At 42.3% G+C, this 15258-nt stretch carries 9 protein-coding genes; 4 read left to right on the forward strand and 5 right to left on the reverse strand.

Features of this window, described 5'->3' with window-relative positions:
- The first annotated feature begins 106 nt into the window (after nt 1-106).
- Entirely contained in the window at nt 107-1978 is a 1872-nt protein-coding gene (locus AC2SLM_RS10470; protein WP_486553722.1) for a sensor histidine kinase, read from the forward strand.
- Nucleotides 1979-2116: 138 nt separating this feature from the next.
- Here the strand turns inward: AC2SLM_RS10470 and AC2SLM_RS10475 are convergent, their stop codons facing one another.
- Both AC2SLM_RS10475 and AC2SLM_RS10480 read right to left on the reverse strand, forming a co-directional pair.
- Nucleotides 2117-3205 (reverse strand): D-alanyl-D-alanine carboxypeptidase family protein, encoded by a 1089-nt coding sequence (locus AC2SLM_RS10475; protein WP_486553740.1) that lies wholly within the window; start codon nt 3203-3205, stop codon nt 2117-2119.
- A gap of 607 nt (nt 3206-3812) precedes the next feature.
- Entirely contained in the window at nt 3813-4229 is a 417-nt protein-coding gene (locus AC2SLM_RS10480) for an MCR_0457 family protein (RefSeq protein ID WP_486542956.1), read from the reverse strand.
- Nucleotides 4230-4864: 635 nt separating this feature from the next.
- On the opposite strand from AC2SLM_RS10480, the gene AC2SLM_RS10485 reads away from it, so the two are divergent.
- Nucleotides 4865-5704, forward strand: coding sequence for a peptidoglycan DD-metalloendopeptidase family protein (locus tag AC2SLM_RS10485; protein ID WP_486553724.1), 840 nt, complete (start codon nt 4865-4867; stop codon nt 5702-5704).
- Between the two features lie 547 nt (nt 5705-6251).
- On the opposite strand, the gene AC2SLM_RS10490 is transcribed toward AC2SLM_RS10485, so the two are convergent.
- Entirely contained in the window at nt 6252-7748 is a 1497-nt protein-coding gene (locus tag AC2SLM_RS10490) for a peptidylprolyl isomerase (RefSeq protein WP_486553726.1), read from the reverse strand.
- A 121-nt stretch (nt 7749-7869) separates the two neighbouring features.
- Nucleotides 7870-11466, reverse strand: coding sequence for an LPS assembly protein LptD (gene lptD / locus AC2SLM_RS10495; protein ID WP_486553728.1), 3597 nt, complete (start codon nt 11464-11466; stop codon nt 7870-7872).
- A 575-nt stretch (nt 11467-12041) separates the two neighbouring features.
- On the opposite strand from lptD, the gene AC2SLM_RS10500 reads away from it, so the two are divergent.
- Together AC2SLM_RS10500 and murU are read left to right on the forward strand one after the other, a co-directional pair.
- Complete coding sequence (locus tag AC2SLM_RS10500) at nt 12042-13205, forward strand: aminoglycoside phosphotransferase family protein (protein ID WP_486553729.1); 1164 nt, start codon at nt 12042-12044, stop codon at nt 13203-13205.
- Between the two features lie 72 nt (nt 13206-13277).
- Entirely contained in the window at nt 13278-14057 is a 780-nt protein-coding gene (gene murU / locus AC2SLM_RS10505) for an N-acetylmuramate alpha-1-phosphate uridylyltransferase MurU (protein ID WP_486553731.1), read from the forward strand.
- Nucleotides 14058-14179: 122 nt separating this feature from the next.
- Here murU and AC2SLM_RS10510 read toward each other — a convergent pair whose 3' ends face one another.
- On the reverse strand, nt 14180-15010 hold the full coding sequence (locus AC2SLM_RS10510; RefSeq protein ID WP_486553733.1) for a hypothetical protein: 831 nt from the start codon (nt 15008-15010) through the stop codon (nt 14180-14182).
- Nucleotides 15011-15258: the final 248 nt, after the last annotated feature.

The following is a 15258-nucleotide window of genomic DNA, read 5'->3' on the forward strand; positions in this document are numbered from 1 at the left end:
TGGCCGTAGTAAAGCATTAGCATAATAATACACAGGGTGTTAATGGTGACCGACTATTTACTCTAAATATTCTAAAATTACGTTGTCGCGCTACATTTGGTTGAATGTGGCGCTTCCTATATGCGTGCTATTTTTGCTCTCGCTGATGTTTGTGATTGGTACTGGTTTATATGATACTTACCAAAGTAAAAAGATTGAGGTTGAAAGCCTAGCGCACTTATTAAGTCATAATGCATCGCTTAATTACAGCGATGTTGTTGCTGAACAAGTGAATATGAGCATGAAGCAGGACAGGGTTTTGAAGGACATTAGCTTCTATACTGCTGACAAAGCGATTGTCGCTGATAATCCGCAAGACAGTGATTGGAGAAATGCGCTGTTTAATCCTTCAATGAGTGTGCATACGGAGGTTGTTCGAACTGAAGCTAACAATACAACAAACACATCTAACCAGCACCCACCTCAATATTTCAACCATTCTCCAACAGCTATTCATAATTTACCGATAGAGAACAATGCCACATTAATTGGTCATATCAGTATTATTGTTGATTTGCAGCAGCTACGTGCACAGTGGTTTAAGCAGTATGCCCATATACTGGGGATGATGCTGATAGGCTTTTTGATTTTCTTGGCCTTTATTTATTGGCGACTGCGTGTGCCTCTACACGCTTTGACAAGTATGGGAAATCAGGCAAAACAGGCGGCGACTAAAACCTATATCGACACCAATCCGCTAACTTTGCATGAAAAGAGGTTTGCTGAGTTAAATGATATGCATGCATTGGTAATGCTATTGATTAAACAATGTCGATTAGTCAGTGCTAATTACGACGTCTTAAAAAAAGAAGGCAGTCAACATCAGCGGCAGCAACAATCGGCGAGTCAAAATAGCAGCTTTCAAAGCATGATTATTCATGAGTTAAAAAACTCACTCGATGACATCAGTAGTGGGCTTAAGCTTATGGACAGCCAATATATTAGTAATGAGCTGGCAAGTGCGGTCACCGAGATACGAGAAGGCGTAACGCATTTAGAGTCGACACTCAGCCAAATTGTACAGCTGAACCGTATTGAGAGTGGGCAGGTCAGTATCAGTGTGATTGATTTAAGTCCTGTTCAGATCATTGATAGTATTGCGCAGAAATATAAGCCACAAGCCAACAAGAAAGGCGTGTCTTTTGTCACAAATATTCACCATATCGATACCTTATTGGCTGGAGATGACACCAAAATACGCCGCATTATTGAAGAGTTAGTCAATAATGCAGTGCGATATACCGAATCAGGTAGCATCCATATTGATTCTAAGATTGATTATTTTAAACAGAACGTACGTTGGACAGTAAAAGTAACGGATACCGGTATTGGCATCAATAACAAACATATGAAAAACGTGTTTGTGCCCTTTTTCCAAGTCAGCCCTGCGGACCAGAGTCCGAACAAAGGTAGTGGTATTAGCCTTGGTGTGGTTTATAAGCTAGTACAGTTATTAGGTGGCGAGTTAAATGTATCTAGTGTAGAAGATAAAGGCTCAACCTTTACCTTAGTACTAAATTTACGTGATTGGCGATTACATCAGGTATTTACTCAGCTGGCTGGCACCAACATACTTGTCTTTGAGCAAGATTACGAATCACTGGAAGTAGCAGCGCTCAACTCTGACAGCATCAGCAATCTAGAGGCCTATGGTGCCTCAGTAACTGTGGTCAAAAATATTGATAGCCTAATGGAGCAGTTAAATAATCAGACCGCGCAATTGGTATTAATCTCTGAATACACATCTTATGATACCGTCAATATACTGTGTCAATCGGTTCGTGAGCAAGAGATGAGTCAGCGTGTCTTATTAGTATGGTATCAAAGCGAATTGCCTGAGCATAAGCTTGCAGAATTGGAAGCGGTCGGCCTTGATTATGTGCTTAGTCCGCAATTGTCTTATGAAGAGCAGGCGAATTTATTAAAGCAGTGGCTGTGATATAACCATAGTAGTCTTCAAAAGATAGAGATGTAAAAAGGAGACGGCTATTAATAATCGTCCCCTTTTTATGTTTTATGGTTGATATTTATTTTAATAACCAAGCGGTCTATTGGCGATTATTTAAACCATGATAGCTTAAAATAAGCTGCTAAACCATTTGGTCACATGCTGCCAGGCACGCATGAAGAAGCCAGACTCCTCGACCGCTTCTGTGGCAATGATAGGTACAGAGGCAACTGATTTGCCATCAACAACAGCCATCATTTTACCGATTTCCTGACCTTTACTGATAGGTGCGCTGATGTTATCTGAGATATTAACCACAGTACTCACGTTGTCTTTTTGGGTTTTGGCGATTAATACTTTTAATGCCTCCCCAGTGGCCACTTTCACAGAATCGGATTTACCAAAATAGACGGGTAAGGTATCAATATATTGACCTTGAGGCGCTAGTACTACAGTATCAAAGTGACCAAAGCCCCAGTTGAGTAGTTCACGTGACTGATCAGCGCGCGCTTGCATGCTTTGACTGCCCATAATCACAGAGATAAGGCGCATATCATCACGTTTACTTGATGCCACTAAGCAATAACCGGCAGCATTAGTATGGCCTGTTTTTAGGCCATCAACGGTAGAGTCGGTAAGTAATAGCGCGTTACGGTTACCTTGAGTAATATTATTATAGGTAAACTCTTTTTCAGAGTAGATATTATAATAATCACCGCCCTCATTAATAATGGCACGCGCAAGGATAGCTAAGTCACGTGCAGAGGCTTGATGGCCCTCATCTGGCATACCTGTGGCATTCTTAAAGTGGGTATTGGTCATGCCCAAACGCTTGGCTTCGGCATTCATCATTTCGGCAAAGGCTTCTTCACTACCTGCCAAATGCTCTGCCATGGCTTTAGATGCATCGTTACCAGACTGAATAATAATGCCGCGCAGCATATCAATTACTGAAGCCGTCTTATTCACAGGTACGTACATACAAGACTGGTTGCTGCTACCACGGCACCATGCATTTTCGCTCATCAGTACCGGCTCATCTTCTTTGAGCTCGCCTGAACGCAGCTTTTGTTCAATAATATGACTGGTCATCATTTTTGTTAATGAGGCAGGCGGTAGCGGCTGATCGGCATTTTTCTCAGCCAAGATAACGCCGGTATCATAGTCCATTAACACGTAAGCGGCGTTGTCCATTTCAGGCGGACTGATAGCAGCCATTGACGTTGCAGAAAGCAGTAGAGCGCTTGTGCCTAGTAACAAGGATTTAACAGAAGGTAATAGCTTGGTTGAAAGAGCGGTCATATCTAAGACACCATATTTGGTCAGAGTTAATTTAGAGTATAGTGATGTCGTTTGAAACTCACCACAAGAATGCCAAGGCAGGTAGTATAAGCTTATTATTTCAAAGCAGGTTAACAAGCGTGGGTGGTCTCGTAGTACAGTCTAAGGTTTTCTGACTATATCTAAATAAAGCTAAATTTGAGGTAAATGTTTAAGATTCTAAGAATATCACATAATAGAGACTGAAAAGTACATGCTTGACCTAGAAGAATAAGACCTACGCCAAACGAGGGAATATATTAACAAATTGCTCATGGTGGTGAAACAAATAATTGAGCAACAAAGACGCTAAATTACGCCCTATAATTTTGCAACAAGTTGATAAAGTTTTTAGGTGAGTTCAGTATCGTTACAAAAGAGGCACTACAGGCAAACAAAAAGGCCGACCCGCTGGGAGCCGACCTAAATAACCTAAATAAATTTGCTATTGTTTGTCATTACTCATTAGGTTAATTAGCTGATATGTAAACGCACCAGTAGCTATTTATAACTCTGCATCGGCCAAGTCGTTACATAATGCTTTGTTCTCTTCACGAGAAAAGCCCATGGTCCAATTGCGCATGCTGGTCAAAATAACTTTATAGTCTTGCTGAGTAGACAAATATTGAATGGCTGCTTTCGGGTTATCAATGGTTGGTAGCATTTGTTTTAACTGTGCATTGTAAGATCTACGGAAGCCTGCACGTTGCCGATTGCTTAGCATTGGCGGGCAGACCTCTGAAAGAACCTGCAAGACGGCAATTTCATGCTTAGTCGCATTGGCACCGGCTAAGTCAACTGGGATAGTTGTTTCCGCTGCATGGGTTAATACAGAAGTAAAGAGCGCAACTGACCCCATCGCTGCAGTAACCAATAATTTATTTGCTGTTTTGGCCAATTTATTACCTAGATATTCTTTCATTAAATTTTCCATAGTCATCATCATCGTGTTCAAGTAGTAAAGCCGCTATCGAGTAATCTCAAGCTTTAGGGTATATAGCTTTACGGAATATATTGGATCAAGCCTGTCTTTTATCACATCTTGTATTTATTATATGGTCTATTATCCCACGCTTTGAGAGGGTAGATGTTTAGCAACTGTGACCCGACTTTTCTAAATGCGTAACGATTATTTTTGTAATCCGTCTTTAGCGCTATTTAAGTACTTTGGTAGTACAGTAATAGAAAGAGCAGCGTATTAAAAAAATAAGCGATCGGCATCGGCAGTAGCGATTAAATAGTTTTATACTATTGGTCTAACAAATAAAGCGATTTAGTGGATAACATTAGACCCTGTTGATATTTTAGCAGGTTTTAAAAGCCTTACCCTAACCAAGCCTGTATGCTCTGTAAAGAAACGTTATAGGTGTTGATTGTATATTGACTTAGGTCATTATGTGGTTAGGATTATAAATCAGAAATTTTGGTAGTACCGCGTTATATTGCAATTAAATAATGCCTGTACTGGCCGTTATTGTATTATAAAGTCACTGTCGTACACTTTTTCGTTATCTTTGAATCTATTGTCAATATTGTATTTTTTATAGGGAGACTTTCATGTCTAAGACGATTATTTTAGACGGGCACACCTCAGATGCTTGTAGTGATAACCAGTTAGTATCAAAAAATACCACGTCATTTAAGTTAAAGGGCATAGCTTTTGCAGTTCTAGGCGGTGCCTTAATGCTATCAGGCTGTGCAACCAAGCCTGTCTATCAAAATGCCGGTGGTCCAAATATTCAAGTAAATGCACGCGGCGTTCCAAATTTCTATAAAGTTCAATCAGGCGACACAGTTAGCGAGATTGCGGCACGTTATGGCCTAAATTATCGCCAATTAGGCGCATTAAACCGCTTAGATAGCCGTTACACTATTTATGCAGGGCAGTGGCTAAAGCTTTGGGAGGGCGGTAACATGGCGCCACCTGTATCTGCTAATAGAGCACAGCCAGTACGTAATGCACCGACCTATTCAGCCCCACCTGTACAAAATAACAGACCAGCGCCACAGACCAGTAACGGCGTATCAGCAACGGGTTATACCTATCCAACGACTAACCCAGTCACTAAGAACTTTAATGCCAGTACTGGCGAGATGAGTATGTGGTTTAGTGGCCGCACAGGCGACCCTATCGTTGCCAGTAAATCTGGTCAAGTTTTGTATGCAGGTAATGGCTTACCAGAGTATGGCAACTTAGTCATGATTCGACACGATGATAGATATATCACGGTATATGCTCATAATGAGCAACTGTTTGTGAAAGAGGGCGACCGCGTACAAACCGGTCAGCGTATCGCTAGCATGGGTAGTTCTGGTCAGACTTCACAAGTAGGTTTAGAATTCCAAGTGCGTGAAGATGGCAGTCCTGTCGATCCACGAGGTGTATTAGGTCTATAGTTGTCTTTGCGTAATTATAGTCAGTTACTACTAGATAGTTACGGTATTAATATCGCTAAGCCTACATATATAGTACATGTGCTTGGTGACCTTGTCACCATTTTAGAATTCTCTGACTATATTATAGAAATTAGACTAGGGCGTGTGGAACATTCGACCATGGCACTGGCGGCGACTATTTTATAGTCAATATGCAGTGAAATTTTTGACGCTTAGTCATTCTAAGTTAGACAATTTCGCAATATATTGGCAAAAAAGAGTCCCGCTCCTGAGAACGGATTAAGCAAAGCACTGCTTTGCCCGTTCGCAAGGCGAGAGCTGTGCTCGAGTGAGGCTGATGCTAAAATCGCCCCAGACGTTGTTGCAAACCTAGTCAAGGTCTAGACATTAACGACGGTTTACGCCTAGTCTGAAACAATTTTAGCTATCAGCAGTGCTAATTTGCGAATGTTCCACACGCCCTAATACTTAATCAAAAAGGAGCCCGCGATATTAATATCGCGGGCTCCTTTTTGATTAAGTATTAAGCCTTGAAGGCTAAACCACCTTAGTCAAAGATTTGGATAAAGGCGTTGGCACGTAATTCTTGTAACCAATCTTCTTGCGCTTGAGGAGCCAAGCGTTGGAATAGCGCATCACGCGCTAGATTACGCTTAACTGTATCACTCACATCTTTCTCGCGGGTGTCTTCTACTTTAAGAATATGCCAACCAAACTGCGATTTGAACGGTGTTGAGAAATCGCCCTGTGGTGTACGCTTCATCATCTCTTCAAACTCAGGTACCATTTGACCTTCAGCTACCCAGTCCAAATCACCACCACGGCCGGCTGAACCAGGATCGTCTGAATAAGTGGCTGCCAATGCGGCAAAGTCAGCATCACGGCGCAGCTGCTCATAAATATCATTAATCTTTTGTTCAGCCAGCGCATCGCTGTTCATTGCATCAGCTTGAACTAAGATATGACGTACTTTCCACTGTGGAATAATTATATTTTCACTGCCACGCTTATCGACCAATTTCACCACGTCAATACCTGCTGGTGTGATTTGTGGTTCTGTCACATCACCTGGGTTTAATGGGGTAATGCTTTTTGCAATATCAGTCGGCAAAGTAGAGGCTTCATGATAGCCCATATCTCCCCCCTGTACCGGTGTCACATAGTCACGAGCAATACCATTTGACAACTCATCTAAGACTATTTGTGCGTCATTCGTGGTTTGTAATAACGCACGGGTTTGCTGAGCAATTTGCATGGCTTGTTCTTTTTCGCTATCGGTGATGCGGCTATAGTCATCACTAAAAGGTACACGGATATGAATGGTATGGTATTCAGTCTGCTGCAAGCGCTGCGCTTCTGGTGACGCTAAGAAAGCATCCACGTCTTGCTCAGAGATACTTACACGGTTTCTTACTTGGCTTTGTTGCAAGGTTTTTAAAGACTCTTCTTCAATGATTCTTGAGCGAAGGTTAGCATAGCTGCCTGGCTGACGGGCATCTAAAGCTTGCTGCAATTCTGTTAATGAGCTGTAGCCTTGTGATTGTGCAATACGCGCTAATCCTTGGTTAACCGCATCTGGATTAGGACGGATGCCGGCTCTTTTAGCCATACTCAACTGTAGCTCACGCATAATCAGGCTGTTCAACACTTCACTTTGTAATTGCTGAGTACTTGGCATAGGCTGACCGCTGGCTTGAATCTGTGCACGAGCAGCAGCGATGCCTTGGGCTAAGTCGCTTTTAAGAATAGGGGTGTCATCAACCAAAGCGATTAAGCCGTTATCACTTTCACGTGCTGAAATAGGCGTTGGCGCCTTTGTAGACGTTGTCTCAAGAGCCTGTACAGAACTCACTTCACTTGCTTCGGCAGTTTTATTCTCTGTCTCGTTGGCAGCATAAGCAGGGACAGTCAATAAACCAAGCGCTGAGCTGATCATCAGGGTGCGGGTTAAAGTCTTTAATCGACCAGTACCAAAGGTTGGTTGAGGAGAAGTGCTAAGATTTGGCTTATGTTCACTGCTTGAGATTGGGCTGAGTATCGTCATAGTTGGCCTGCTTATTAATTTAATATCTAAGTAAAATAAATGTATCTAAAGGGGTAATACTATATATCAGTTATTCTCGGTAAAGCGGTAATAGCCGTCATTGGCTACCCATTATTTCGCTTTATCTTGATCTCCATAATGAATCAACAGGTTCAAAACCTAAGACTTTATCGTCTAAGTGTCTGCTTAGACGACTGCTGCGATTACCGATACCTTTAATTCTAAATTCCGCCATTACAGCATGGTTTGGGTCTTTATCTAAATTTAAATCATTATAATAACTGCGTCCGTAGATAGAGAAGCCATAACAGCAATCTTCATAATCCACACCAAGAGTCGCGTCAATAAACTTATTATTGCGGCTGTCATATTGACCTTGACCCATAAATCGCCAGTTATTGCTAATAGGAATAATGGTTGACGCAGTTAATGCCGATAACCTCGACTGGTTGGTGATAGGGTCCTTTTTACGCTCGACCACACCAAAATTAATTAAGCTGTTTGGCGTCGGGCGATATCTGATTTGACTTGAGATGTAGTTCAAATCATTGTCTGAGTTTAAAGCACCATTGAAGTCAAACCAAATATTACGGTATGGCTGCACACTTGAGCGCCAGGCCACGCCGGTTGAGTTGGCATCAAAGGTTTCGTCATCAGGCCCTAGAGTGACCTTGGGTTTGTCTAAAAAGAATTGGTCACCAATACTACCATCAAATCTTGTCACGCCCATGGCATCGATGTAACGATAGTTTACGCCGACAGATACGTTGTTACTGTCTGCCAGTCGGTCATGGCCTAAGAACCAGCTGTCTGCAAAGAGCTGGTCATAATCGAATGAAGCCACACGGGTATCGAAGTTGGGAATGTCTTCTTGCTTATCATATGCTGCATAAGTGTATTTTAAGCGTGGGGTCAACAACTGATAACCCCCTAAAGAATTATCAAACCAACCAAATGGTGAGCCTGATTGATATAAATTCACGCCAGAGTCGACACTAAACTTAGGCACAAAGGCTGTTTTGTCGTTATCAGAGCGAGACACATCGTTATCAATACGACTCTCTTCATCGTAAGCGGCGTACAGATGCTGTAAGCTCACTTTGGGGGTCATATAGCCCCATGTATTCTCTAATGGATAGCTGGCGCTTAGCTCATTAAACAGACGCACACCACTTTTTTCACTTTCAGAGTCATCATGAATCGATTTTTTGAAGTAAGCGGTGTCATGTGTACCAGTAATCCGTAAATTATTAAACGCACCGCTAAATTGTGGCAAACGATAATCAATAGATAGTTGCGGTAGACGAGAATAGGGCTTGTCTTTGTCCTGAATCTCATTACCATCGACATCAACCGCATCTAAGCTTTGGAAGGTTTCTACCTTAAATTGTGCATCTACGTAATCGTTATAATAATTAACCTGAGCACGTCTGGGTAAATTCAGACGGTTTTCAACGAGACCAAAGTCGTCAAAGTCGCTGACATAGTCAGGGTCAGACACATAGCTGAATACGGCATCAGCAGATAAGCGAGGTATCTCTTTTGACACCCAACCATGTTCAAAGAAGATACCGCGGCGGTCTTCATCATCATATTCTTTATCATTTGGCATATAGGCCGCGGTCAATTTACCATCACCGAAATTATCGGTTAAATAACGGAATTCACCGGTCAACATCGGATTACGATTGGTATAAACGTCAGTGGTTATCGTTGCGTCGTAGTTTGGTGCTAAGTTCAGATAATAAGGTACGCTTAATTTCAGACCGCTGTCACTATCAATACGCGCACTTGGGGTTAATAGACCCGAACTGCGTCTGTCATCAATTGGGAAGTTAAAGTAGGGCAGATAAAATACGGGCACTTTACCCAGACGGAAAGTCGCATCATATGCTTCACCGCGGCCGCTTTCTGTATCGATGTCAATTTGTTGTGCTTCAATTTGCCACTTGCGATTGGCAGGTGGACAGGTTGAGAACATCACCTTGTCTAATTGGTAGTGTGTCTCATCTGGCTTGTTCAGCTTTTGAGCATAACCATGGGCCTGCATTGGAACGCTAGCAAAGGCTACATCGTAAGCAGTCGCTTGGCTACTGGTTGTGTTGTAAGCCAACTCATCAGCAACGGCAATTAGTCCATTTTGATTATGCGTACGCTGATTGGTTACCAATTGCTCTAGATTAGTCACTGAGGTATCTGGATTGGTTGGACCTGAGTCTGCTAATAATACGCGGCCTTTGGCGCCGGCGATGCCGCTGTTTAAGTCTAAAGACACCTGGTCGGCTGTGACCAGTTGACCATTTTGCATAACTTCGACATTACCTGCCAGCTCGACGTAAGTGGTGTTGTCGTAGTAAGCATAATCGGCCTGTGCGTGTAGCGGTAGGCCATTAACAGTCGATAGACCATCTTCACGCTGCGCTCTCTGGATCGCTTGTTGGTAAGCCTCATCTGCGCCTAAATTAGTCGGCGTAACCCAAACCCCTTCACAGCGAGGTACGTTATCAAAGGCAGATTGACGCTTGAAAATATTAGGCCCTGCGACAGGGGCTGAGGCATTCGCGTCGATAATATTGCTTTCAGTGGAGGCGGTGTCTGAGTTAGACAAACGATCACGCAGGTCGCTCGCTTGTATTTGATAAAACTCTGCCAATCGCTCTAAACTTTTTTGAACACTGTCTTCCTCAAAGCTCTCAGAAAGCGTCTTTGAGTTACTGGCGTGTTTTTTTAGCCCAGAAGCTTGAGTATTGTTTGCGCTTGTTTCTAGAACTTTAGTATTGCTAGCCGCATTGGCTGTATTTTTCTGTGCTTGCTCTGCTATGTCAGCTGCTGAAGCATTGCTTTCAGTCATACCAATATAACCGTCTTCATTGCTAATAGGCGGCGGTGCGGTACTCACTAATGATGACGCACTATCACTGATTGAGTTATTATCCGACTGCGGTGCTAAATTTGACTGAGCTGTTAAAGGCAGATTATCAATGTTACGTAATTGCTGCGCTGCGCCTTGTTCGTCTGAATCTGACTTATCAACAGCAGTCTTAGAAGTATGTTTAACCTGAGTTTCTAATTTATGAGAGTTGGTTTTATTGTGGCTAGCAACAGACTTAACGGATGCTTTTTGAGTCGCTTGCTGAGGTTTTTTGGCTTTGCTTTTAACTATACCAGTGTTTTTCGAATCAGCTATATGACTAGCCTCTTTTTGAGAAACAGGCTTAGTTACCTTTTGAACCGTCGTCGCTGAATTGTTATTGGCATCAGAAGTCAGCGGTGATTGCCTGTGGGTATCACCTGACACATGACTTACTTCATGTGGCTCATTTAATTTAACTTGAGTGTCGCTAACAGATTTACTATTAGTCGTCTTATTATTTGAAGACTTTGTTGACACTGAAAGCTCTTCTGACACAGTCGACGGCGTATTTACCTGAATTGTGGTTTGCTTGGCTATTTGCGCGGCAGAAGGCTGTTGGCTAGATAGCGATCTCACAGACTGCGTTGATGAGTCTTTGAGCGTAACGATATCCCCTGGATTAGCAGGCGTCGCAGATTCAACAGATGAGTGGTTATCTGTTTGAGGGCTGATAATGGCACCATAAGCACTAGGCACACTAATCAATAAGGGTAAGCTTATCGCTAGAGTAGTCTTAGTGTGCGGGCGGCGCGAGAAGTCACGGCAGGCACGCAGAATACTGCGGTATAGTTGCGAGTACAGCAAAGGAATACCTTATTATATTGAGTTAAAAAGTATCATGTCACTTAGCGGGCATCTACAGATGAGATGCACCGCTCTTGTTAACTGTTATGTACAGGTTAATTCATCGAATTATCAGGCTATATTATATAGAATTGTTGGGCGATAAGTGATGATATAAATTTGCAGTATCTTATCATAGTCAAAAAAAGGCAAATCAGCTACACTATATTCCTTTAAATTTATCAAAATCTTGACGGCTACATGAATTAAGCTGATTTAGTGACAATATAATCATAATCATAATCATAGCCAGACTAAAGAGTTACGGTGTTAACCTCGCTTAGCCTACTACAGTAGTACTTGCACTCGGTTGCCTTGTACCTTTTTTAGTTGGCTTCGACTATAGAATACCACTCCTCCTTGTTTATGTGATTATTTTAGTATTAATAAGCAGCTAAGTACCAGTAAATACAGTCAATTATATTGAAGAAATATGTTATCAAAATAGCCAAAGCCGTTAACGTGCTATCATAGGCAGCGAAATCGATAGCTGCTTTGTCAGTCTCATTTATGATGCAAATAATAAGTGCCTAATTATGACAAATACCTCACCAAGCCAAAATCAAGCGGTAACCGCTGCACAATCACCGAATAGCTATCATACGCCAGAGCGTTTTGAGCAATTAACCCAGTTTGTACAGTCCGCGTTCGAGAATCAATCTTTTCGTATAGAGAGCCTGCCCGGAGATGCCAGCTTCCGACGTTATCACCGTGTTTTTTTAGAAGATGCAGCAGCGGCACGTGAGGCTGAACTAGACCCCAGTTATGTTGTTATGGACGCACCGCCTGAGCTCGAGTCGATTGAGAGCTTTGTACGTATTGACCATTTAATGGCCGATCATATTAATGTGCCGACCCTATTGGCTCAAGATGGGGCGAATGGGTTTTTAGTACTGCAAGATTTTGGTAGCACAGAGTTTGCGCACTTATTAGCAGATGCTAAGGTAAAACAAGACAGTGGCAAAATTGATGACTTGTATCGTTGGGCGATTGATTGCCTATTAGATTTACAAGGTATTGATATTGCGACAGCCAAGCAGTCGTTTGAGGTGCCTTATTATGATGCGCCAATGCTCGAGCGAGAAATGGCGTTATTTAGCGATTGGTTCTTGCCTTATATTGAAGTTGAATTAACGGGCGAAGCAAAAGTTATTTGGCAGCAATTTACCCAGTCAATTATTGGCTATATTACCAAGCAGCCAGCAGTGGTGGTGCATCGTGATTATCACAGTCGTAACCTGATGCAAGACCAATATCACAGCAGTGAGCTTGGGGTGATTGATTTCCAAGATGCCGTAATAGGTAGCTATACCTATGATTTGGTCTCCTTAGTACGAGACGCATACGTGGATTGGAGTGAAACGCAAATTGCAAGCTGGATTGAGTATTTCTGGCATCGCTCACAGCAGCTAGGGTTTGGCTATGCAGACAGTCTAAAGTCATTGACGCGTGATACTAATATCATGGGTCTACAGCGTCATCTTAAAGTGCTAGGTATCTTTGTCAGACTCTCAGAGCGTGATGGCAAGTCACGTTATTTAGCTGATATTCCTAAAGTATGGCGTGATTTGATGGTAGAGCTGCAGTGGCTTGTTGATAATGGCGATGCTAATATCAAACAAGCGGTTGAACCGATGACGCATTGGCTACAAAATAACGTTGCTGAAAAATTTGAGCACAAATTTGGTCATTATCAATAGGTAATAGTTGACAGTACTGTTATTATTTTTATAAGAACACGTCCAAAAATAAGCATTAAATAAGGTTAATCAATGACTTCTATCCAGCCTGCAGACAGTACCAATAATTCTTCTAGCAAACCTATTCATCAGGCAATGATTTTGGCTGCGGGTAAAGGCACTCGGTTACGCCCGTTAACGCTAGAGAAGCCAAAGCCTTTGGTTGAGGTCGGCGGTCAACCGCTAATTGTCTGGCATATCAAAGCGCTCAAAGCAGCCGGTATTTCCAATATAGTTATTAATAGCTCTTGGCTGTCCGATAAATTGATGGCGGCAATTGGTGATGGTAGCGACTACGGGGTACAGATTCAGTGGTCTGTCGAAGAGGATGAGCCATTAGAGACAGCTGGCGGGATAGCCAAAGCATTAAGAGAGTCGCTATTGGACAATGCGCCCTTCATTCTAATTAATGGTGATGTGTGGAGCGATTATGATTTGTCGCAGCTGACGGACTATCAGTTAAGTGCGGATCAAAAGGCACACCTGTTAATGATTGAAAACCCTGCGCACAATCCAAATGGCGATTTCGCTATCAATAATGGCTTGGCCAGTGAAACAGCGATTGCAGATGCGCCTAAATATACCTTTGCTGGTATCAGTGTGGTCTCACCAAAGCTGGTTGATGGTGTTGTGGCAGGGCAGGTAATGGCTTTGGCGCCATTATTAAAGCAGGCGATGCTTAAAATGCAGGTCACCGCAGAAGTTTTATCAGCCGATTGGGTCGATGTGGGCACACCTGAGCGTTTGGAGGCTATTAATAAGCAGATTAATGAGAATGGCGCAGGCACGCATCAAGGTTGTCCAGACAAGTAGCCAGATATCTGCTCAGCATTTATAGACTACTACGGCTAAATAAAGATAGATAAACGTCTTAAAACAAGAAGGGTCAGTACTTAATTTAAGTGCTGACCCTTTTTGTTTTAAATCGACAGTCTTTACTCTTGTAGGTGACTAAACTCAGCCTCTGCAGCTTTATCTACGGCTAACTGCTCGCTGACAATAGCGACCTGCTCGTTCAAGCGACTACCTTGCTGATTTTGCCTATCTTGCAAATGCAGGTTTTTATTTCTCTCTTGCTGCGCTTTAATCTCACGCATTTTCTGCTCTTTTACTTTATTGATGGTAGCGCTTAGCTGAGCATTAATCTGCTCGACCTCTTGCGCTGCCTTATCATATTGCTGCTCATCAGCCGTGACCACCGCCTGTGCTTTAGGCACATCATCTTCCAACAATAAGCGCTCATTAGGATTACCTTGAGGGCGACGTCCTACGTTGACATTACTATATGTATCATTCTGAGAATTCATTAAGGGCGCTTGAGAGGCGTTATCAGGAGTAGCATTATTGTTGTTAACTATCGCTTGCTCTGCTCGTTTAGATGCCGGTTTTTCTATATTGGTTTTATCTGCAGTGGTGGTTGTCTGAGTAGACTGCTCAGATTTAGAACCCTTTGAGTCTGAATCATCCTCTTGTGCTGTTTTATTATTATCAGATTCTTCATCAGTATCCTCTTTATCATCTGTTGAATTCTCAACAGAGCTGGTTTCTGTGAGTGTAGCTACTACGTCTGTACCATTAGTTCCAATGGCTTCTTGAGCCGTACCATCAGCTTGCGGCTGTGAAGCAATGGCTTTATCGCTGTTAGCAGTTGGTGATGGCTGCTTTTGACTATTCCATAGTACGATAATGACCACAAGATGCAATGCAAGGGCAAGCAAGATTGCAGGGAGCCATTTTTTTAGTGAGGAAGATGGTTTTGGCGGCATGTATCTGATGTCCCAGTTAAACAAATTAAGTGGATAAGCAGCATTCTATACTATCTGATTTATAGAGCGCAAAAGATATCCTTTATCTCTCTTATTATTTGTAATTATACAATTTACGTCTTCAGTTATTCAGCATGTTAATGCATGTAACTGGCGTAATCTTCAGTTATTGTTCACTTTTTTTTCGATATCAGCCTGCCTATAGCTATTTATTTATAACAAATACTAAAATATATATTAACAAATTT

This window comes from Psychrobacter sp. CX16, assembly GCF_057396245.1.